Raw genomic sequence first — 20,404 nt, forward strand, 5'->3', positions numbered from 1 at the left:
CTGGTCGACAAGGGCAAGGAGATCGTCGGCGAGGGGGTCGACGCAGGCACCGACGTGCTCGGCGCCGGGTTGGAGAAGGTCGGCGCTGATCAGTGGGCGGATGCGGTCGAGGACTGAGGGAATGAGACCGCGTCCTCGCTCGGGGCGGAGGTCGGGGAGAAGCAGCTCGGACAGGCCGAGGAAGCGGACGAGCTGATCCACGGCAGGCCGGAGAAGATCAGCACGGCGGTGAAGAACCTCCGGGACTCCCAGAAGGCGTTCGATCTCGTCGGCGCCGGGATGAAGAAACTCGACTCCGGCCACTGGAAGGGCGAGGCGGCCGACGCCTTCCGGGCGAGGTTCGAGACCCTGCCGACGGACTGGCTGCGTGCGGCGGACGCGTTCGAGGACGCGGCCAAGGCGTTGGAGACGTACGCCGGGACGGTCACCAGTGCGCAGGCCAAGGCCGGTGAGGCGATCGCTCTCCACAAGGAGGGCAAGCAGGACTACGAGACGGCCGCTGCCGCGTTCCGGGAGAAGGCCGAGGCATACAACGCGGTACGCAACACCGACCACCCGCTCCCGCACCCAGGAACGTTTTCCGATCCGAGCGTGGCCAAACGACAGCATGCGCAGGAGATCCTGGAGCACGCCCGGCAGGCGCGCAACGAGGCCGCCGAAGCGGCCAAGAGCGCGATCACCGCGGCCATGGCACACGCCCCGAAAGAACCCACCGGACTGAACCGTGCCAAGCAGGAGTTCATCGACTACGAGGTCGGGACCTGTCCCAAGGCCGGGAACGTGACGAAGCCCTTCCCCGGTGGAGGTAAGGGCTTCGTGAGCGAGCGCCGGGCAGGCCTTGCACCTGCATTTCCCCGCAGGAAGCGGGGCGTCTTTCCTTGGACCACCAACGCAGCGTCAGCCGCCGTGAGTTGCGGCGAACTGTCGAAGTCAACTGTAGCGCATGCCGTCCGTCACCGAGCCCGGCCGACGAACGGCATGCGGCGGCTGGGATTCCAGCTTGGCGACGCGATAGCGGCGGACTTTGCCCACGCCTGTACCCCGGACGTGCGCACCGTTCCCGGGCGGCACTGATGCATCAACGGATGATTTCAGCGTGCAGAACGGCATCCTGGAGTGGCCGATTATCACTGCATCTCGTCCTGGCGGGTTAGGTCACTCAGCGAGAATCGGATTGAGCATCCCCCGCAACCGCTCTTCGCTGGCTCCTCCGATGATCCGCCCGGCAATCCTCCCTTTCCTGTCGACGAAGATCGTGGTCGGAACGGTCTGCGCGTTAAACACTCCCTTGGGAAACCTCAGAAGGAGCTTGCCTGCAGGGTCGTGCAGGCTCGGGTAAGGGATCTTGTAATTTTTCTCAAAAGCCAGAGCCGGACTGGTCTGCGGGTCGCGTGTATTGATGCCGATGAACTGCACACCGTCGTCGGCCAGATCATTGGAAACCTTGACGAGGTGATCAGCCTCAGCACGGCACGGCCCGCACCAAGAACCCCAAACATTGAAGACTATGACCTTTCCCCGATAGTCAGCAGTGTCCAGTTTCTTGCCGTCGACGGTTTCGCCGGTAAGTCTTGGGGCCTTGAGTCGGTCGCCCTCCTTCTCAAGGCTAGCGCCAGCGTCAGCATTGACGAGATTGGTATCAGATCCACTCGAACTCGAAGTCCCGCCCGTACCACACGCGGACAGGGCAATCGCTGCGACTGCGGTTCCTGCGGCGAACAGAACGGATCGACTGTGGCTAGAGACGCTCATCTGCCGAGTTTGACATACCCACCTCGGGAGCCGGGAGCCATCCCGACGTGCCCACGCGGAGGCGACCTTACGCCGATTAACCGGGTGACGTAGGTCACTAAATCCTAAAGGAGATCATGATAGGAAGTGCCTCGTTCAGCGGCAAGTCGCCGCTGTAGGGAGGGACTTGACAGTGAGAAACAAGTTCGGTCGCGCTGCGACGACGCTGTTCGCAACTACAGTTCTCGCCCTGGGGGGCACCCTGACTGCGGGAGCGGGTACGGCCAGTGCTGCCCCTTCGGTCACCTTCAAGACGTCGGGCTCCGGCGGTGATTTCCAGATCATGGTGCTGAGGAGCGACGGCGTAGCGATCGGCTACGCCAACTGGTACCAGGACCCGGTGGGCAGCCAGCCCGGCGACGCGCTCGCAGCCCACGACTCCGCAGCCGACGGCTACGGGATCGAAGCACACCTCAGCAACGGTCGTGTGGCCACTACTCGGGGGCACAACGCCCCGTATACGGACTGGGCGACGGGCGACCTGCCCGAGGGGAGCAAGTACACCATGTGGGTCTGCGTGGTGAAGGACACCTACTCCAACTGCTCTAGCAAGTACACCGTCAGCGCCTAAATGTGCCATGGCTGCCCCGCGGCAGAACTGCTACCGGGGCAGCCATGTTCGCTCGTTGTCCGCCACTGTGCCCCTCCTTGCTGATCAAAACTTCATGGAGTTCTTGCCCCGGACTTAGTGGTCGGCTCCGGAAGTCCCTCGGGGGTTGACTGCAGAGTCGGCGTGGTGCCGGTGTCCCGACCTACCGGATCGCGGCTGCGTCTTTCCGAAGGCCGAGTGGCATCGAGGACCGTTGGAGTGCGGCAGACATGTTGGTGTCGTGGGCTTCTCCGCGGGCGTCGCGGCAGACTCCTCGGCATGGTGCACCTGCGCGTTCTCACGAAAAGTGACTGGCCGCTGTGGCGGGACGTTCGCCTTGCTGCGCTGGGCGAGGCACCGCATGCGTTCAAGGCTCGGCTTGCGGACTGGCATGGCGGCGGGGAGGAGCGGTGGCGTGCGCGCTTGGAGATGCCCGACGCCTACAACGTCGTTGCGTTGCTGGGTGGCCGAATGGTCGCGGTGGCCAGCGGCCTTCCCGGGGACAGCGGCGCATGCGAGCTGAGGTCGGTGTGGGTCAGTCCCCAGGCGCGGGGTCGCGGCGTCGGAGACCGTTTGATTGCGTCAGTCGAAAGGTGGGCCCTGCAGTCGGGTGCTACGACGCTGAAATCGCGGTGATCCCGGGCAGCGAGTCGGCCATCGCGCTATATCAGCGCAACGGCTTTGTCGTCGCGGAAGAGCTCGGAGACCTGTTGCCCGATGGTGTGACCAGGGAGCGGGTGATGGTGAAGGCGCTTCGCTGACGAGACGACACACGAGCTCGGCGGATCATTCCGCCTGCTTGCGTGGCTGGAGGAAACCTGGCGTCTTCAGATGTTCGGGGCGGTGAGGTAGAGGCCGCAGGCGCAGTCCAGGGCTTCTTCGGGGGTGCCGGCGAAGGTTCCGGTGGGCAGGATGGTGTCTTCGTACTTGTCGGTGCTGGCGAGGTAGAGGGCGAAGCCCCAGGTGCTGGCGGATCCGCCGTAGCGCAGGCGCATGAGCTTGATGCTCTGGCCGTCGGGCAGTTCGCCGTGGACGTAGGCGAACTGGCCGCGGTAGCGGACGTCCAGGCCGGCGAGCTGCGGCCGGGCGGTACGGGCTCGCGCGGTCAGCTTTTGGGCGAGGGAGGTCTTGGTCGACTCCGGCACGGTGGGCATGGGGTCATCCTGCCTGGGAGCCCGCGACAGTGGTGCGGCAGGCTCCAGCCGGTACGATCCACTTCTACTGATCGGCCTGCCTGCCTTGCCCGAGGCCTGATGGACAACTGGGCCGGTGACCTGTCGGTGGACGCCACTGCCATTCCCACCTGGGCCCGCCACAGCACCCGGCGCCGCGCCTCGCTCGAAGTGAGCGCGGGCGTTCACGTCTCCGGCGGCGGCCACAAAACCTTCGGCTACAGCGCCACGCCGCTGGTCGCCGGTCACGCCGAGCCGACCCTCATCGGCCAATACCCCCAGCTGTGTATGGGCCTGTCCCTGCACACACCCGGCAAGCAGATCGGTCCCCAGGCCGTCCGCCTGCTTCAGATCGTCAAGCGGCTGTGGCCCGTCCAGGGATACCTGGCAGGTGACCTCGCCCACTCCGACGCCGAGGTCGAGAACTTCCACAACCCCGTACGGGCTATCGGCTACACACCAGTCCTCGGCTACAAGACGACCATGGTCCGCAAGGACAAGAACGCCGTCGAAGGCACCATCGCCATTGCAGGCGACCTGCTCTGCCCCCGCACCCCTCAGCGAATCATCGACACCTACCACCGCATGGCCGCCGCCAAGCAGAGCAAGACCCGCGAAGAGCTCTTGCCCGAGATGCTGGAGGCAGACTCCTACGTCCTCCCACTGAAACAGTCCGCCAACCGCCGCGGTCTGGAACGCCGCCAGTGCCCCGCCGCCGGCACCAGTCCCCGCGTCACCTGCCCCTGGGCCCAGGAACGCGACGCCTCCGGCGTCCACCGGCGCCGCAGCCACACGCCACGCCGTCCTCCCGCGCACGCCAAGCCCCACACCGTCGACCTGGCCGACCGCCATGCCCGCACAGCCACAGCCAGCTCCGCTCACCGTGCCCACAGAGCCGAACCGGGCTTCCCCGAGCGGCATCCACGTCGTACCAGGCCTGAAAACCAAGAAATCCCGCCCAGTTGAATCGACTGGACGGGACTTCGTGAACCGTTCCCGAGCTAACTCGTGAACGGCTCTGCGGTGGACCTGAGGGGATTTGAACCCCTGACCCCCTCGATGCGAACGAGGTGCGCTACCAGACTGCGCCACAGGCCCTTGCAACGAGTGAAACTCTAGCATCCCCGCGCGGGTGCTCGGAAATCCGTTCCTCGCTGGTCGGCCCCGCGGTCCTCGCGGCGAGGACCGCTGGGCTCACTCGTTGGCGGCGCGGGGACGGTCGCTGTCCTCGTACTGGTCGAACAGCGGGGTCCGGCCGCGGTCACGGGTGCGACGGGGCACGCCGGCGCGCAGGCGGGGCGCCGGGTCGACGGGGGGCGCCGCAGGATGCGAGGTACCCGTCCGGGTGGGTTCGGCGGCGCTGGAGCGGGCCGCGCTCCAGGTCTCCGGGTCGCCCACCTCGACGCCGCCCGTGGCGCGCGGGGCGACCGGGGCGGTGACGTACGTGGGCAGCGGGACCGGGACGGGCTCCCAGCTGTCGCCCTGGGCCGGGCCGCGCTGGCGCTGCTGGTCGACCCACTCCGCGTGGTCCGTCTGCTCGACGAGGGCGCGGCGGTCCGCCTCCTGCGGGGAGAGCGCGTGGGCGGGCTCGGGCTCGGGACGGCGCGCCTCGGGCTCCTCGTCGGGCTCGGCGGGGACGGCCTCGGCCGGCTGCTGCCTGCGGGGACGGTTCTCGCGCAGCTGTCGCGCCGCCGCCTCGGCCCGGCGCCGGTCCATGGTGAAGGCGAACCGACGCCGCTCCTGGGTCCGCAGATGCACGATGTACGTGCTCAGCAGCACCGCCGGAACCGCGGGCGCCCAGAGGAAGGCGAGGCCGCCGACCGCCGCGACGATCGCTCCCAGGGTGAAGGCGAGGAACAGGACGACGGTGGTGCGCCGGCGGCGCGCGAGGACCTGGAGTCGCTGGGCCCGCCGGGCGCGCTCGGCATCCGTACGGCCGGAGCGCGGGCGTGCGCGCCGCGCCGGTTCAGGACGCTGCCGGTCCGTACGCTCCGGTACACGCGCCGGGTCGTGCGACCGGGCTCCGGTTTGCGCCTCGGGCGCGGCGAAGGCCCGGACGTCCACGGATTCCATTCGGTCCGTGACGGCATCCGGGTCGGCGCCGGGGTCGGCCTCCTCGCCGGTGCGCTCCCGCAGGTCCTTGGCGTACCGGCGCTCCATGGCCGCCCGGCCGGACAGCAGCCGGATGGCCGTGCTGAAGCGTTCCGTCGGACGAGCCTCGTTGAGTTCGTCCTGCCTGCGGAGCCACATCGGCACCAAGTAGGCGGCCCAGGCCCCGACGATGACTGCGTAGATGAGGCCGCTGCTGCTCACATCTCACACCGTAGAGGGGTTTGCACGGGCGCATCCGCCAATTGGGCCGGTGTGTCGCGCAATCCCGCTGATATCAAGTGCTTTTTTTGTGATTGTTCCGATCGAACGTGGAGGTTTGGGTGTTCGTTTGCGACCCATGCCGATCGACATCGAACACCTATTTCATTTTTCGGGTGCCCCAGGCCCCTCGGACGTCCCGGGCCCGCCCTGCCTTCCGGGCCCCTCGGGCCCGCGCGGTTCCTCGGTGCCCCCGGTCGTCCCGGCCGGTTCCTCGGTCCCCCCGGCCGTCCCGGACACGCTCGGGGTTCCTGATGCGCCGGACCTCGTGCGGTGCCAGCGCCTGAGCAGGCCGTCGGGGATCTCCTCGGCGGTGAGCGCGTAGATCAGGTGGTCCCGCCAGGCGCCGTCGATGTGGAGGTAGCGGGGGCGCAGCCCCTCCTCCCGGAATCCCAGTTTCTCGACGACCCTTCTGCTGGGCCGGTTCTCCGGACGGATGCACACCTCGACGCGGTGCAGTCCGACCCGGCCGAAGCAGTGGTCGACGGCGAGGGCGACCGCGGTCGGCATCACGCCGCGGCCGGCCACCTCCCGGTCGACCCAGTAGCCGATGTGGCCCGAGCACATCGAGCCCCAGGTGATCCCGGCGACCGTGAGCTGACCGACCAGCCGGCCCCGGTACTCGATGGCGAAGGGCAGCATCCGGCCCGCGTTGGCCTCGGCGCGCAGGTGGCGCACCATCTGACGGTACGTGGGGCGCCGGGCCACCGGCGCGCCCGGGGCGGGCGGCGGCACGGTCGCCTCCCAGGGCCGCAGCCAGTCGCGGTTGCGCTGGTTGACCTCGCGCCACATGCGCTGGTCACGCATCCTCACCGGGCGCAGGGTGATCTCGCCGTCGGTGAGGACCACCGGCCAGGTCGGAACGTTCAGTTGGGGCTCCCGGGTAGAGGGTGATCGCCGCCGCGCAACTGGTCGACGGCGTGCACCAGGAGGCGTTCGAGGACGGCGAGGCCGTCGCGCACCCCGCCGGTGGAGCCGGGCAGATTCACGATCAGCGTGCCGCCCGCGACACCGGCCAGCCCCCGGGAGAGCGCGGCGGTGGGCACCTTGTCGCGGCCCTCGGCACGAATCGCCTCGGCGATGCCGGGGATCTCGTGGTCGAGGACGCGGCGGGTGGCGTCGGGGGTGCGGTCGGTGGGTGAGATGCCCGTGCCGCCGGTGGTGATGATCACGTCGTATCCGGCGGCCACGCCGTCGCGGAGCTCCCGTTCCACCGGGTCGCCGTCGGGCACGACCCGCGGGCCGTCGGCAGCGAAGCCGAGCCGGGTGAGCGCCTCGACGATGAGCGGGCCCCCCTTGTCGGCGTAGACACCGGCGGAGGCGCGGTTGGACGCGGTGACGACGAGGGCTGTGTACGGGGCGGTCGGCGCGTCGCCGGGCGAGGACCCGGACCACGCTGTTGCGGACGGTTCGTCCTTGTCGGACGCCCCGCCCCTCGGGCCCGGCCTCCCGGGCGCCCCGGTCCTCCCGTCCGGTCCGCCGGGTGCGGTGCCGGGGGGCGCCGGATCCCCGCCGGCCGCGGGGCCGGTCGCGGAAGCGGTCATGCGTCCGCTCCGCCCGCATCGCCGGACCGGGGGCCGTCGCAGGTGCCGGTGCGGCGGTAGTCGCCCGACGCGCCGCCCGACTTCTCCTCGACCCGTACGTCCGTGACGACCGCCGCCTTGTCGACGGCCTTGACCATGTCGATCACCGTGAGCGCGGCGACGGAGACCGCGGTCAGGGCCTCCATCTCGACGCCCGTGCGGTCGGTCGTCCGCACGGTGGCGGTGATCTCCACCGCGTCGTCGGCGACCGCCAGGTCCACCTCGACACCGGAGAGGGCCAACGGGTGGCAGAGCGGGATCAGGTCCGGGGTGCGCTTGGCGGCCATGATCCCCGCGATCCGGGCGGTGGCCAGGGCATCGCCCTTGGGGACGCCCTCGCCGCGGAGCAGTTCGACGACGCGCGGCGAGACGAGGACCCGGCCGCCGGCGCGGGCCACCCGCGCGGTGACGTCCTTCCCGGAGACGTCGACCATGCGGGCCGCACCCGTGTCGTCGATGTGCGTCAGCCTGTTCTGCGTACTCAACTCACTCCGCCTCGCGGTAGCGCGCCGGTTGCCCGCTCGGCCCGCACCGGGGTGCGGGCCCGGGGCCCGGGATCGTCCCCGGGAAGGCACAGCGGCAGATACCGTACCGCCACCGCCCGGGGATCAGCGGAGCAGGACCACCTCGGTGTCGGTACCGGGCTCGGCGGACGTGACGTCCTCGGGCAGCACGATCAGCGCGTCCGCCCGGGCGAGGGCCGCGACCAGATGCGATCCGGCGCCGCCGACGGGGCTGACCGTCCCGGCCTCCTCGTCGTACGTACCGCGCAGGAACTGGCGGCGCCCGGCCGGCGAGGAGAGCGGCTCGTCGGCCTTCAACGTGGCCCGGACCGTGGGCCGCCGCAGGTCCGCAAGACCCATCAGGGCGCGGATCGCGGGCCGTACGAACAGCTCGAAGGAGACGTACGCCGAGACGGGGTTGCCCGGCAGCGCCAGCAGCGGCGTGTGGTCGGGGCCGATCGAGCCGAAGCCCTGCGGCTTGCCCGGCTGCATGGCGATCCTGCGGAAGTCGACGCCGCCGGGCCCGTCCGCGTCGCCCGCCGACGACAGGGCCTCCTTGACGACGTCGTACGCGCCGACGCTGACGCCTCCCGTCGTGACGACGATGTCCGCGCGGATCAACTGGTCCTCGATCGTGGCGCGGAGCGTGTCGGGGTCGTCCGTGACGGCGCCGACGCGATAGGCGATCGCCCCCGCGTCCCGGGCGGCGGCCGTCAGGGCGAAGCTGTTGGAGTCGTAGATCCGGCCGGCGGTCAGCTCCTCGCCGGGCTGGGCGAGTTCGGCGCCGGTCGAGATGACGACGACGCGCGGCCGGGGCCGCACCTTCACCGTCGAGCGGCCGATCGCGGCGAGCAGCCCGATCTGCGGCGGGCCGATCACCGAACCGGCGGGCAGGGCCAGTTCGCCCGGCTTCACGTCGCTGCCGCGGTCCCTGACATGGGCGCGGGCCTCGACGGAACGGTGCACGCGGACCTCGCCGCCCGCGCCCTCCGGGGCTTCGCCGTGGGCGCGCATGGCCTCGGCGGGGCCGCCGCCCGTACCTGCGTCGGTCCACTCGACCGGGACCACCGCCTCCGCACCGGCCGGCAGCGGGGCGCCGGTCATGACGCGGGCGGCCTCGCCGGGGCCGACGCTCCGGCCGTCGGGCAGCCCGCCGCTGCCCGCGGCGACGTCACCGATGACGGTGAGCACCGCGGGGAACTCCTCGTCGGCGCCCTCGACATCGGCGACGCGGACCGCGTACCCGTCCATCGAGCTGTTGTCGAAGGGGGGCAGGGCGATCTCCACGAAGACATCCTCGACGAGGACGCAGCCCTGCGCGTCGTGCAGTTGCAGCTCGATGGGTTCGAGCGGGCGCACCGCGCCGAGAATGTCGTCCAGGTGCTCGTCCACCGACCACATCGTGCTGCTCAAGGTGCTACATCTCCTCGGTCACGTAACTGCGGAGCCAGGCCCTGAAGTCCGGGCCCAGGTCTTCACGTTCGCACGCGAGCCTGACAATGGCACGGAGGTAGTCGCTTCGGTCGCCGGTGTCATAGCGGCGGCCCTTGAAGACGACGCCGTGCACCGGGCCGCCGGCCTTCTCGTCCTCGGCGAGAAGCTGGAGCGCGTCGGTCAGCTGGATCTCGCCGCCGCGGCCCGGCTCGGTCCGGCGCAGTATCCCGAAGACGGCGGGATCGAGGACGTAACGGCCGATGATGGCGAGGTTGCTGGGCGCCTCCCCCGGCTCCGGCTTCTCGACCAGGCCCGTGACGCGCACCACGTCGCCGTCGGGGCCGGGTTCCACGGCCGCGCAGCCGTACATGTGGATCTGCTCCGGCGCGACTTCCATCAGCGCGACGACGCTGCCGCCCTCGCGCTCCTGGACCTCGACCATGCGGGACAGCAGCGGGTCGCGGGGGTCGATCAGGTCGTCGCCGAGGAGGACCGCGAACGGCTGGTCCCCGACGTGCGGCGCCGCGCACAGCACCGCGTGGCCGAGACCGCGCGGGTCGCCCTGCCGTACGTAGTGCATGGTCGCCAGGTCGCTCGACTCCTGGACCTTCCGGAGCCGGTCGGCATCCCCCTTGCGGGTGAGGGCGGACTCCAGTTCGTAATTGCGGTCGAAGTGGTCCTCCAGCGGACGCTTGTTCCGGCCGGTGATCATCAGGACGTCGGAGAGCCCGGCGTCCACCGCTTCCTCGACGACGTACTGGATCGCGGGCTTGTCGACGACAGGCAGCATCTCCTTGGGAGTGGCCTTGGTGGCCGGCAGAAAGCGGGTACCGAGCCCTGCGGCCGGGATGACGGCCTTGCTGATCCTGCGGTGCGACATAGTCATGCGCAGAACGATAACCGGCACGCATGGGCGGAAGATGAGGGTCCGGTTAACTTTGTACGCCTATATACGCATACGAGAGGTTCAGGGTATCCGTTGAACAGCGAGATGTCCGAAAAGGCCCGTCTCAGGCGTGAACTGCTCGCCGCTCGACGCCTTCTGACCGGGGAAGACGCGGAAAACGCCGCGACGGTTCTGTCCCGGAACGCATTGGATCTGCCGGAGCTCGCCGGGGCCCGTACCGTCGCCGCCTACGTCGCGGTCGGGAGCGAGCCGGGCACCCGCGTGCTGCTGGACGCGCTGCGCGCGCGGGGCGTACGGGTGCTGCTGCCGGTGCTCCTGCCGGACAACGACCTGGACTGGTCGGCGTACGAGGGGGCCGGCCGCCTGGTGCGGGCCGGGCGCGGGCTGCTGGAGCCGGACGGGGAGCGGCTGGGCCGGGACGCCGTCCTGGAGGCCGACGCGGTGCTGCTGCCGGGGCTCGCGGTGGACGCGCGGGGGATGCGGCTGGGGCGCGGCGGCGGGAGCTACGACCGGGTGCTGGCCCGGCTCACGGCGGCGGGGGCGCACCCGGCGCTGATCGTCCTGCTGTACGACGACGAGGTGGTCGCCCGGGTCCCGGTGGAACCGCACGACCACCCCGTGGACGTGGTGGTGACTCCGGCCGCGACCCGCCGGACGGGGCGCACGGCACCCGGGGAGGGCGGCGTGGAGCCCGGGACGGGCCGCATGGAGCCCGGGACGGAGCGCTGAACGAACGGTTCGGGGCCCGGGACGGGCCGTTCCGGGCCTGGCGGGGACAGGCCGTTCCGGGCCTGGCGGGGCCCGCGCGGCCTGAAAGCCGGAGGCCGGGACCTCTCACGGTCGAGAGATCCCGGCCTCCTGCGGCGCGCGCCCGGTCACGGCCCGCCGGTCGGGCCACGGCCCGAGGGCCGGATCATGGCTTGAGGGTCAGGGTGTCGGTCGTCGACTTGCTCACCGCGTTGGTCTCGTAGGACCAGTCGAGCAGTTCGCCCTTGACCCACTTGTCGGTCTGGTCGGTGTAGTGCGCCGCGTACGCGTGCCCGGAGGCGCCGGTCAGGTTGATCCAGCGGGACTTGTCCCAGTCGCCCACGTTGACCACCATCCGCATCGACGGCACCCAGACGACCTCGTAGCCGCCCGCCGCGTTCCAGCCGGTGGCGTTCACCGCGGCCTCGCCGCCGCCGAGGTTCCACGGGCCGCGGTTGAGGAGCCGCTGGAGCAGATCAGGGCCCTCGGTGCCGAGGGTCTGGTTCTTCAGGGTCAGCTGGTGCAGCCGGCCCCAGCTCCAGGTGCTGATGTCCTTGCCGAGCTTGGCGGTCAGCTCCCAGCGGGCGTCCTCCATGGCGCGCGCGAAGAGTTCGTCGCGGGTCTCGGTCGCCTCGTCCCGGCCGCTCTCCGGCGACTTCCACCAGTCGCTCTTCGGGTCCTCCATCAGCCCCTCGACCACCCGGTACCAGCGGTCACCGCCGTCCGGCTGGGCGGAGTCCGCCGCGCGCTGCCCGCACTCGCGCACCAGCTTGTGCCGCTCGTCGACCGGGCCCGAGTTGTCGGCCCGGCGCACGTTGAGGCATTCGCCCTCGACCCGCAGCTCCTTGGGCAGCTTGTCCCCGAAGGCCAGCTTGAGGATGTTGCGCCAGACCGCGTTGAAGTACGCGGCCGCGGCCGAGTCGGGCTCCTGGGTGTAGTCCCAGCCCTCCAGCAGCTTCTGTGCCTCGCGGACGCTCTTGTCCGAGATGTTGATCTTCAACAGCTCGGGCACCAGCAGCGGGGCGATCTCGCTGTGGTTGTCCATCTGCATCTTCTGCATGTCTTCGGTCGAGATCTTCCCGCCGTCCTCGATCTTCGCCTTGACGAGGTCGTTGATCCGCTGGCTGCGGGAGCCGTAGCCCCAGTCCTTGGTGAGCAGGTGGGCGTACTTCTCGTCGACGACGGGCTGGTTGGCGGTGACGATGTAGCCGCGCTTCGGGTTGTACTCGTAGGGCAGCGCTTCGAACGGGATGGGTTCCTTCTCCCAGCCGTACTCCGAGGACCAGCCGGGGCTGGGCATCACGCCGTCGCCCTTCTTGCGGACCGGGATCTTCCCGGGCGCCTGGTAGCCGATGTTGCCCTCGGTGTCGGCGTAGACGAGGTTCTGCGCCGGCACCTCGAAGAGCTCGGCGGCCTTGCGGAAGGACTGGAAGTCCTTGGCCCGGTTGAGCGCGAAGACCGCGTCCATGGAGCGGCCCGGTTCCAGCGCGGTCCACTTCAGGGCCACCGCGTAACCGTCGGACCGGTCCGGAGCGGCGCCCTCGACGGGGGCCTTCTGGCCGACCTTCTCCAGCTCGCCGCTGCGGTCGGAGATCAGCGGACCGTTGTTCGTCTCGCGGATGGTGATCGTCCGGCTCCCGCCGCCCGCGACCTTGATCGTCTCGTTGCGGACGGTGAACGGCTTGATCTTGCCGTCGTACAGGTAACCGTCGGTGGAGACCTTCTCCAGAAAAAGGTCCGTGACATCCGCGCCGAGGTTGGTGAAGCCCCAGGCGATGTCCTGGTTGTGACCGATGATCACGCCGGGCATGCCGGAGAAGGTGTAACCGGCGGTGTCGTACTGGCACTTCGCGCTGGTCTCACGGCAGTGCAGCCCCATCTGGTACCAGAGCGAGGGCAGCTGCGGCGCCAGGTGCGGGTCGTTGGCCAGCAGCGGCTTCCCGGTCGTCGTGTACTTCCCGGAGACCACCCAGGAGTTGGACCCGATGCCGTTGCCGTTCGGGCCGAGCAGCGCCGGGATCTCGTCGAGGGTGTCGGCGAGCGAGGCGAGCTGGGTGCTCACGCCCTCGGCGGCGCCCTGCGCGGTGGCCCCCTGCGTGCCGGTGCCCTGTCCGGTGGCGCCCTGCGTGCCGATCCCCTGCGTGTCGGCGCCCTGTGCGGTGTCCGAGCCGGTGCCGGACGAGGACGGGGTCGCCTCCGGGTCGAACTTCCCGGTCACCGAGGAGACCGCACCCTTCTCGACGATCGGCTTGTGCGTCTTGTACGGGTAGTCCGGGTACAGCTGCGCGATCTGCTTCTCGTCGAGCCTGCTGGTCATCAGCGAGCGGTCGATCTCGTCCTGCATGTTGCCGCGCAGGTCCCAGGCCATCGCCTTGAGCCAGGCCACCGAGTCGACCGGGGTCCACTGGCCCGGCTTGTAGTCGTTGGTGAAGCCGAGGGCGGCGTACTCGACGGAGATGTCCTTGCCGTCGCGGCCCTTGAGGTAGGCGTTCACGCCGTCCGCGTACGCCTGGAGGTTCTTCTTCGTCTCCTCGGACAGGACCTCGTCGTACTCCTGCTGGGCCACCTTGCGCCAGCCCAGGGTGCGCAGGAACGCGTCGGTGTCGACCTGCCCGGAGCCGAACATCTCGGAGAGCCGGCCGGCCGTCATGTGACGGCGGACGTCCATCTCCCAGAAGCGGTCCTGCGCGTGGACGAAGCCCTGGGCGCGGAAGAGGTCGGCGTCGGAGTCCGCGTACAGCTGCGGGATCCCGTAGGCGTCGCGCTTGACCTCGACGTCCCCGTCGAGGCCGTCGAGCTTGATCGTCCCGGTGGTCTGCGGGTACGAGGCCCGCACGGTCGACACGGACCAGAAGGCGCCGTATCCGATACCCGCGACGAGCGCCAGCACCAGAACGATCACGATCAGGCGGGCGCGTCGCCCCTTCTTCCTGCCGGGCTTCCCGGCGGCCTTCCCGGCGGCGGAACCGGCCGTACCGGAAGGGCCGGAAGAGGCGGTTGTGTTGGCGGGCATCGCTGTCCTTCGAGGGGCAGGTGGTCCTGGGAGTGCAGGAGCAACCTTAGGCGCAGCGGCCGGGCCGCTCTGACGCGGTATCGGAATGGTTCCAGTTCCACAGCGGGTGCCGAGGGTCGTACGAATGAACGAACGCGTCAAGAAAGCGTTAAAGATTAGGTAAGGTAACGAAGTACCGACCGCCAACGGCCGATGCCGAGGGGCGATCCGACCGGGCCCGCGAGATCGCTCGAACCGGTCGATCCGGCAGGCGCACGCAGGGAAGGAACGGCCACTGACTGTCCACACGCTCAACGAACTCCTGCTCGTCTGCTCGCTCGTGCTGCTCGTCGCGGTGGCCGCGGTACGCGTCTCGTCCCGCAGCGGGCTCCCCAGCCTGCTCCTTTACCTGGGCATCGGGATGGCCATGGGGCAGGACGGCTTCTTCGATGTGAAGTTCAACAATGCGGAACTGACCCAGGTGATCGGGTATGCGGCACTTGTCGTGATCCTCGCCGAAGGCGGTCTGGGCACGAAGTGGAAAGAGATCAGACCCGCGCTGCCGGCCGCCGCGATGCTCTCGACAGCCGGTGTCGCCGTGAGCGTCGGCGTCACCGCGGCCGGGGCGCACTATCTGGTCGGGCTGGACTGGCGGCAGTCGCTGATCATCGGCGCGGTCGTCTCGTCCACGGACGCCGCCGCGGTCTTCTCGGTGCTGCGCAAGGTGCCGCTGCCCGCCCGGCTCACGGGCGTCCTGGAGGCCGAGTCCGGCTTCAACGACGCCCCCGTGGTGATCCTGGTGGTGGCCTTCTCCGCCAGTGGGCCGGCGGAGACCTGGTACGTCCTGGTCGGAGAGATAGCCCTGGAGCTCGCGATCGGCGCGGCCGTAGGGCTGGCCGTCGGCTGGGTCGGCGCGTTCGGGCTGCGCCATGTCGCACTGCCCGCGTCCGGCCTGTACCCGATCGCCGTGATGGCGATCGCCGTGTCCGCGTACGCGGCGGGCGCCCTGGCCCACGGCAGCGGCTTCCTCGCCGTCTACCTGGCCGCGATGATCCTCGGCAACGCCAAGCTGCCTCACTGGCCGGCCACCCGCGGCTTCGCGGACGGGCTCGGCTGGCTGGCCCAGATCGGCATGTTCGTGCTGCTCGGGCTGCTGGTCACGCCGCACGACCTGTACGACGACTTCTGGCCCGCGATAATCGTGGGGCTGGTGCTGACGATGGTGGCGCGCCCGCTGGAGGTCTTCATCTCGCTGGCACCGTTCCGCCTGCCCTGGCAGGAGAAGGTGTTCATGTCGTGGGCGGGGCTGCGCGGCGCCGTCCCCATCATCCTGGCGACCATCCCGATGGTGTCCGGGGTCGAGGGCTCCACCCGGATCTTCAACATCGTCTTCGTGCTCGTCGTGGTCTACACCCTCATCCAGGGGCCGACGCTGCCCTGGATGGCAAAGGTCCTCAAGATCGCCGTGGACCCGTCCGAGGCCACCGACCTGGGCATCGAGTCGGCGCCACTGGAACGACTGCGCGGTCACCTGCTCTCGGTGGCCATCCCCGGCAGGTCGAAGATGCACGGCGTGGAGGTCGGGGAGCTGCGCCTGCCCGCCGGGGCCGCGGTCACCCTTGTCGTACGCGACGGCAAGAGCTTCGTACCGGCGCCGTCCACCGTGCTGCGGCGCGGCGACGAACTGCTCGTGGTCACCACCGATCCGGTGCGCGACGCGGCGGAGCAACGGCTGCACGCGGTCGGCGCGGGCGGCAAGCTCGCGGGCTGGCTGGGAACCACCGGCGGCGGGGAGAGCCTGGCCGGGGCCGATGTGGCACACGAAGTGGCACATGCGTGGAGGGCCGCGAAGAAGCGGGGAAGGACGGACGGCCCGAGGGCCCGCCACTGAACTCGCGACGGACCCGGCGCACGCCGTGTGCACATACGTCGCACACATGCACGGACGGGACGTCGTACGCGCACGCCCACGCATGTGACGTACGCGACGGATGCGCAAGGTGAGGCCCGCGAGGACGCCGGTTGTATCATGCGGAACGTCCGACCGGTCTCACCACGAGGCCGTGGACCCGCTTGACCACATCGAACGACCGACTCTGCCTGATGCAGAGCTGGCGCGACCGTATGGCGGTCGTGGCGTCCTCCGCCTCTGCTGAGCGCCCGGCATCTACCGCAGTTCCGCGCGAAGAGGACAGCTCTCGGCAGCGCCCGCCCGAGCCCGCACCGCCCGTGCCGGCCCGGACCTGCGGACGCTCGGCCACCAGGCGGCGGAAAGGCATGGGCCGTGGCGTCCACGGTCACCGAACGCCCCGGTTACGGGCAGTTGCTGCGCACACCGGGTGCGTGGACGTTTCTCCTTCCGGGCTTCGCCGCACGACAGCCCTTCGCGATGCTGACGATCGGCATCGTGCTGCTGGTCCAGCACACCACCGGCTCGTACGGCAGCGCCGGCGCCGTCGCCGCCGTGACCGGTGTGTCGATGGCCCTGTTCGCTCCGCAGACCGGCAAACTCGCCGACCGCTTCGGCCAGCGCGCCGTACTGCTGCCCGGCGTCCTGGCGCACGCGGCGTCCGTGTCGGCACTGACGGCGCTGACGCTGGCCGACGCGCCCCTGTGGGCGCTGTTCGCCGCGGCCGTGCCGACCGGCGCGTCCGTTCCCCAGGTCGGCCCGATGGTACGGGCCCGCTGGGCGGCCGTACTGGGCGCGGCTCCGGGCCGTGAGGCGTCGCCCCTGCTGTCCACCGCGGCCGCCTTCGAGTCGGTGACGGACGAGTTCACCTTCGTCATCGGCCCGGTGCTCGCCACCGCGCTGTGCACCGGCGTGCACCCGGCGGCCGGGCTGATCGCGGAGGCCGCGCTGACACTGGTCGGCGGCCTGCTCTTCGCCGCCCAGCACCGCACCCAGCCGCCGGTGCGCGCCGCCGCTCGCGGCACCTCCGAGCGGCACGCCTCCGCCCTGTCCGTACCGGGTGTGCGGGTGCTCGCGGTGGCGTTCCTCGGGATCGGCTCGGTCTTCGGCGGCATGCAGGTCTCGCTGACCGCGTTCGCCGAGGAGATCGGCCGGCCCGGCGCGAACGGTCTGCTGTACGGCGTCTTCGCGGCCGGCAACATGCTGGCCGGGATCGCCTGCGGCGCCATCGCCTGGCGGAACGGGCCGCGGCGTCGGCTGATCGTGGGGTACACGACGCTGGCCCTGACCGTCTCCGGGCTGTGGGCGGTGCACTCCGTGTTCCTGCTGGCCGGGCTCGGACTGCTGGCCGGGCTCTCCATCGCACCGGCCCTGATCGGCGGCTACACGCTGGTCGACACACTGGTTCCGGGATCCGCCCGGACCGAGGCGTTCACCTGGCTGACGGGCTCGGTCGCGCTCGGCCAGGCGGCAGCGGTGACGGTCGCCGGGCGGCTCGCCGACGCCCACGGCGCGAGCGCCGGCTTCCTGGTGCCGCTGGTGGGGACCGTGCTGGCGCTCGCGACCCTGGTGACACTGCGTTCGAGGCTGGCACCCACCGTCGCGGGACGGGCCGTGGCACGTGGTATCGGTCACCGGACGTCGGTCACGGTGGACTGAACCGACGGAATACGTCACTATGGAACGTCGTTAGCACTCATTGAGTGAGAGTGCCAGGAGGAGCAAGTGCCGACCTATCAGTACCAGTGCACCGAATGCGGCGAGGGCCTCGAGGCGGTGCAGAAGTTCACCGATGACGCCCTGACCGTGTGCCCGAGCTGCAACGGACGCCTCAAGAAGGTGTTCTCGGCGGTCGGTATCGTCTTCAAGGGCTCCGGTTTCTACCGGAACGACAGCCGTGGCTCCTCGTCGAGCAGCTCCCCGGCGTCGTCCTCGGCCAAGGGCTCCGGTTCCGCTTCGTCCGATTCCTCGTCCTCGTCTTCCTCGTCGACGGGTTCCGACTCGAAGTCGTCCGCTTCCTCCTCGTCCGCCGGGTCGTCGTCCTCGGCGTCCTCGACGAGTGGTTCGTCGGCCGCCTGAGCCTCCAGAATTCTCCGAGCTCCCAGAGCTTCCTGGGGCCCCATCGTTCCGTTCGATGGGGTCCCTCGGCGTTTTCGCCCGCCGCTAGTGTGATCGCATGGTGAACGCAGAAATCGGTGTCATCGGCGGTTCAGGCCTGTACTCCTTCCTGGAGGACGTCACGGAGGTGCGCGTGGACACCCCGTACGGACGGCCGAGCGACTCCCTCTTCCTCGGCGAGGTCGGCGGTCGCCGGGTCGCCTTCCTGCCCCGCCACGGACGCGGCCACCACCTGCCGCCGCACCGCATCAACTACCGGGCCAACATGTGGGCGCTGCGCTCCGTCGGCGTACGTCAGGTGCTCGGCCCGTGCGCGGTGGGCGGGCTGCGTCCGGAGTACGGACCGGGCACCCTGCTCGTTCCCGACCAGTTGGTGGACCGCACCAAGAGCCGGACTCAGACGTACTACGACGGGGAGCCCCGGGCCGACGGCACGGTGCCGAACGTCCTCCATCTGGGCTTCGCCGATCCCTACTGCCCCGCGGGGCGCAGGGCGGCGCTTGCATCGGCTCGCGCCAGGAACTGGGAGCCGGTGGACGGGGGCACGCTGGTCGTCGTCGAGGGACCGCGCTTCTCCACCCGGGCGGAATCGCGCTGGCACGCCGCGATGGGCTGGTCGGTGGTCGGGATGACCGGGCATCCGGAAGCCGTCCTGGCCCGTGAACTGGGCCTCTGCTACACGACGACGACGCTGGTGACGGACCTGGACGCGGGGGCGGAGGCCGGGGAGGGCGTCTCGCACGACGAGGTGCTGAAGGTGTTCGCGGCCAATGTGGACCGGCTGCGCGCGGTGCTCTTCGACATGGTGGGCGCTCTGCCCGCGGAGGCCGACCGCGACTGCCCGTGCTCGCGCGCGCTGGACGGTCTCGACCCGGGGGTCGAGCTTCCGTAGCGGGGGAAACGGGCGGGCGAAAGGGAACAGCGAAAGGGAACAGGCGGACGGCAGCGGCGTAACGGGAGCGGCGCGGTGGGACGGTCGCGGCGCGAGTGGGTGACCGAGTTGTCCACAACGCCGCGGCCGTCCACAGGCCTCAGCGAGAAGTGCGCGGACTGTGGATCGTGAGGGGTGTTCGTCCGGAACTCCTCTCCGCAGGTGGTGTTGGCCATGCGCCCGTCCTCGTTCCCTTCGCCGTTCCCGTCCTCTTTCCCCTCGTCGATTCCTTCGGCGCGGAATATCCCGTCGCACCAACCCCTGCCGCCGTTGGTGTCGTCCTTGCCGTCGCCCGGGCCGCACACGTCGGCCGCCCCGTCGACGCCGTCCGCACCGTCCGTGCCGGCTCCGGCACCTGGGTCACCCACGGCTTCCCAGGCTTCCCCGGCCGTCCCCGCTCCGGGGCCCCCGGCGTCCGCTCCCCCGCCCTGCGGCGTGCCGGCGTTCGAGCCGTTGCGGGTGGGCGGAGGCGGTGCGCGCCGACTGCGGCGGGCGTTGTGGCGGCGACGTCACGCCCTGGCCGCCGGGCTCGCCGTGACGGCCGCCGCGTTGGCGGCGACGGGACTGGCCGGAGGCGGCATGAACGGCGATGCCGCGCAGGGCGTCGGAACAAGCGCGGGAGGTACGGCCGGGGTCGCGCCGGAACGGGTCCGCAGGACGGCCCCGTCGGTGTCCGCCCCGGTACGGATCGCTGACGCGGGGGCGGTGCGGCTGTTACGGCCGGGGGACCGCGTCGACGTCATCGCCGTCGGGAGACAGAAAGACCGGGACGGGATCCGGGACGAAGACCACGGCGGAGGCCGGGGCGAGGGCCTGGACGGGGTCCGGGTCCTGGCGAAGGGCGCGCTCGTGGCGGACGTGCCAGAAGGATCGGCCGAAGGTCTCGCGGAGGACGGTGCGTTGATCGTACTGTCCGTCCCCCGGAGCACGGCCGCCTCGCTGGCCGGTGCCGGAATCTCGACCAGGCTGGCGGTGGTCCTGTGCTGATTCACGCGAACCATCGACACCACAACAGAACTAGTGCCGTGCCCGGCAATGTTTGCCCGGAAGGAGCGGCGCCTGGTGCGTGCGATCGCAAGGCGGCCGGAAGCCCTCGGATGGGGCCTCCCCTGCTCGAACGAAGTCGAGAGCTTGGGGAAGGGCTACGTGGGCTTTTGGCCAACGCCGCGAGCGCGCGTGCCAGGTGGCGCGACGGGGCAAACGTTGCCGGTCACGGCACTAGGGCGCGTTTCGAAAGTAGCGTCGTCCGCCCGAAGGGCGGGGCCCGCGGCGTCCGGTGCAGTGCATCGCAAGGCGAAGAGTCGCCCTCGCACCGGGCGTACGCGGACGATCCCGACAACGTGGCGAGGCGTCGCGCC

16 protein-coding genes, 1 tRNA gene and 3 pseudogenes are annotated in these 20,404 nt (G+C 70.4%); 10 read left to right on the top strand and 10 right to left on the bottom strand.

Going from position 1 to position 20,404, the window contains the following annotated elements:
• Positions 1-1,074: pseudogene (locus tag ACFYXM_RS08420) on the top strand (putative T7SS-secreted protein).
• A gap of 81 nt (positions 1,075-1,155) precedes the next feature.
• Here ACFYXM_RS08420 and ACFYXM_RS08425 read toward each other — a convergent pair.
• A complete protein-coding gene (locus tag ACFYXM_RS08425) occupies positions 1,156-1,752 on the bottom strand; it encodes a TlpA family protein disulfide reductase (protein WP_389288060.1) in 597 nt (198 codons plus the stop codon).
• A gap of 172 nt (positions 1,753-1,924) precedes the next feature.
• On the opposite strand from ACFYXM_RS08425, the gene ACFYXM_RS08430 reads away from it, so the two are divergent.
• Both ACFYXM_RS08430 and ACFYXM_RS08435 read left to right on the top strand, forming a co-directional pair.
• Entirely contained in the window at positions 1,925-2,362 is a 438-nt protein-coding gene (locus ACFYXM_RS08430; RefSeq protein WP_389288062.1) for a hypothetical protein, read from the top strand.
• A 297-nt stretch (positions 2,363-2,659) separates the two neighbouring features.
• Positions 2,660-3,141 (top strand): annotated as a pseudogene (locus ACFYXM_RS08435) (GNAT family N-acetyltransferase).
• A 66-nt stretch (positions 3,142-3,207) separates the two neighbouring features.
• Here ACFYXM_RS08435 and ACFYXM_RS08440 read toward each other — a convergent pair.
• Positions 3,208-3,534, bottom strand: a complete 327-nt coding sequence (locus ACFYXM_RS08440) for a hypothetical protein (RefSeq protein WP_389288064.1) — start codon at positions 3,532-3,534, stop codon at positions 3,208-3,210.
• A 99-nt stretch (positions 3,535-3,633) separates the two neighbouring features.
• On the opposite strand from ACFYXM_RS08440, the gene ACFYXM_RS08445 reads away from it, so the two are divergent.
• Entirely contained in the window at positions 3,634-4,518 is an 885-nt protein-coding gene (locus ACFYXM_RS08445; RefSeq protein ID WP_389288066.1) for a hypothetical protein, read from the top strand.
• A 58-nt stretch (positions 4,519-4,576) separates the two neighbouring features.
• On the opposite strand, the gene ACFYXM_RS08450 is transcribed toward ACFYXM_RS08445, so the two are convergent.
• From ACFYXM_RS08450 to galU, 7 genes and pseudogenes are all read right to left on the bottom strand, one after another.
• Positions 4,577-4,650 (bottom strand) — tRNA-Ala (locus tag ACFYXM_RS08450).
• 96 nt (positions 4,651-4,746) lie between these two features.
• The gene (gene glpR / locus ACFYXM_RS08455; RefSeq protein ID WP_389288068.1) at positions 4,747-5,865 is read right to left on the bottom strand and encodes a gephyrin-like molybdotransferase receptor GlpR; all 1,119 of its coding nucleotides are present in this window, start codon (positions 5,863-5,865) and stop codon (positions 4,747-4,749) included.
• 309 nt (positions 5,866-6,174) lie between these two features.
• Positions 6,175-6,771, bottom strand: a pseudogene (locus ACFYXM_RS08460) (GNAT family N-acetyltransferase); the annotation flags it as partial.
• Positions 6,772-6,788: 17 nt separating this feature from the next.
• Entirely contained in the window at positions 6,789-7,466 is a 678-nt protein-coding gene (locus ACFYXM_RS08465; protein WP_389288070.1) for a molybdenum cofactor biosynthesis protein B, read from the bottom strand.
• Entirely contained in the window at positions 7,463-7,990 is a 528-nt protein-coding gene (gene moaC / locus ACFYXM_RS08470; RefSeq protein ID WP_389288072.1) for a cyclic pyranopterin monophosphate synthase MoaC, read from the bottom strand. Before moaC ends, ACFYXM_RS08465 begins: the two co-directional genes overlap by 4 nt.
• A 123-nt stretch (positions 7,991-8,113) precedes the next feature.
• Positions 8,114-9,421 carry a gephyrin-like molybdotransferase Glp gene (gene glp / locus ACFYXM_RS08475; protein ID WP_389288074.1) on the bottom strand — a complete coding sequence of 436 codons (1,308 nt, stop codon included), beginning with the start codon at positions 9,419-9,421 and terminating at the stop codon, positions 8,114-8,116.
• A gap of 4 nt (positions 9,422-9,425) precedes the next feature.
• Complete coding sequence (gene galU, locus ACFYXM_RS08480; RefSeq protein WP_389288077.1) at positions 9,426-10,328, bottom strand: UTP--glucose-1-phosphate uridylyltransferase GalU; 903 nt, start codon at positions 10,326-10,328, stop codon at positions 9,426-9,428.
• A gap of 105 nt (positions 10,329-10,433) precedes the next feature.
• Between galU and ACFYXM_RS08485 the strand changes: the two genes are divergently transcribed.
• Complete coding sequence (locus ACFYXM_RS08485) at positions 10,434-11,078, top strand: 5-formyltetrahydrofolate cyclo-ligase (protein WP_389288079.1); 645 nt, start codon at positions 10,434-10,436, stop codon at positions 11,076-11,078.
• Between the two features lie 184 nt (positions 11,079-11,262).
• On the opposite strand, the gene ACFYXM_RS08490 is transcribed toward ACFYXM_RS08485, so the two are convergent.
• On the bottom strand, positions 11,263-14,109 hold the full coding sequence (locus tag ACFYXM_RS08490; RefSeq protein WP_389288081.1) for a penicillin acylase family protein: 2,847 nt from the start codon (positions 14,107-14,109) through the stop codon (positions 11,263-11,265).
• Between the two features lie 334 nt (positions 14,110-14,443).
• Between ACFYXM_RS08490 and ACFYXM_RS08495 the strand changes: the two genes are divergently transcribed.
• From ACFYXM_RS08495 to ACFYXM_RS08515, 5 genes are all read left to right on the top strand, one after another.
• Positions 14,444-15,979 carry a potassium/proton antiporter gene (locus ACFYXM_RS08495; RefSeq protein WP_389288299.1) on the top strand — a complete coding sequence of 512 codons (1,536 nt, stop codon included), beginning with the start codon at positions 14,444-14,446 and terminating at the stop codon, positions 15,977-15,979.
• A 393-nt stretch (positions 15,980-16,372) separates the two neighbouring features.
• A complete protein-coding gene (locus tag ACFYXM_RS08500; RefSeq protein WP_389288083.1) occupies positions 16,373-17,656 on the top strand; it encodes an MFS transporter in 1,284 nt (427 codons plus the stop codon).
• 66 nt (positions 17,657-17,722) lie between these two features.
• Complete coding sequence (locus tag ACFYXM_RS08505) at positions 17,723-18,076, top strand: FmdB family zinc ribbon protein (protein WP_389288085.1); 354 nt, start codon at positions 17,723-17,725, stop codon at positions 18,074-18,076.
• Positions 18,077-18,173: 97 nt separating this feature from the next.
• Positions 18,174-19,007, top strand: a complete 834-nt coding sequence (locus ACFYXM_RS08510; RefSeq protein WP_389288087.1) for an S-methyl-5'-thioadenosine phosphorylase — start codon at positions 18,174-18,176, stop codon at positions 19,005-19,007.
• Between the two features lie 474 nt (positions 19,008-19,481).
• On the top strand, positions 19,482-20,033 hold the full coding sequence (locus ACFYXM_RS08515; protein WP_389288089.1) for a hypothetical protein: 552 nt from the start codon (positions 19,482-19,484) through the stop codon (positions 20,031-20,033).
• Positions 20,034-20,404: the final 371 nt, after the last annotated feature.

It is taken from the genome of Streptomyces sp. NPDC002476, assembly GCF_042889785.1.
Lineage (GTDB): Bacteria > Actinomycetota > Actinomycetes > Streptomycetales > Streptomycetaceae > Streptomyces.

Coding starts and splice junctions, on each gene's coding strand:
- ACFYXM_RS08445 (WP_389288066.1), top strand. CDS start 3,634: ATGGACAACTGGGCCGGTGACCTGTCGGTGGACGCCACTGCCATTCCC.
- ACFYXM_RS08485 (WP_389288079.1), top strand. CDS start 10,434: ATGTCCGAAAAGGCCCGTCTCAGGCGTGAACTGCTCGCCGCTCGACGC.
- ACFYXM_RS08490 (WP_389288081.1), bottom strand. CDS start 14,109: ATGCCCGCCAACACAACCGCCTCTTCCGGCCCTTCCGGTACGGCCGGT.
- ACFYXM_RS08510 (WP_389288087.1), top strand. CDS start 18,174: ATGGTGAACGCAGAAATCGGTGTCATCGGCGGTTCAGGCCTGTACTCC.
- ACFYXM_RS08425 (WP_389288060.1), bottom strand. CDS start 1,752: ATGAGCGTCTCTAGCCACAGTCGATCCGTTCTGTTCGCCGCAGGAACC.
- ACFYXM_RS08440 (WP_389288064.1), bottom strand. CDS start 3,534: ATGCCCACCGTGCCGGAGTCGACCAAGACCTCCCTCGCCCAAAAGCTG.
- ACFYXM_RS08465 (WP_389288070.1), bottom strand. CDS start 7,466: ATGACCGCTTCCGCGACCGGCCCCGCGGCCGGCGGGGATCCGGCGCCC.
- galU (WP_389288077.1), bottom strand. CDS start 10,328: ATGACTATGTCGCACCGCAGGATCAGCAAGGCCGTCATCCCGGCCGCA.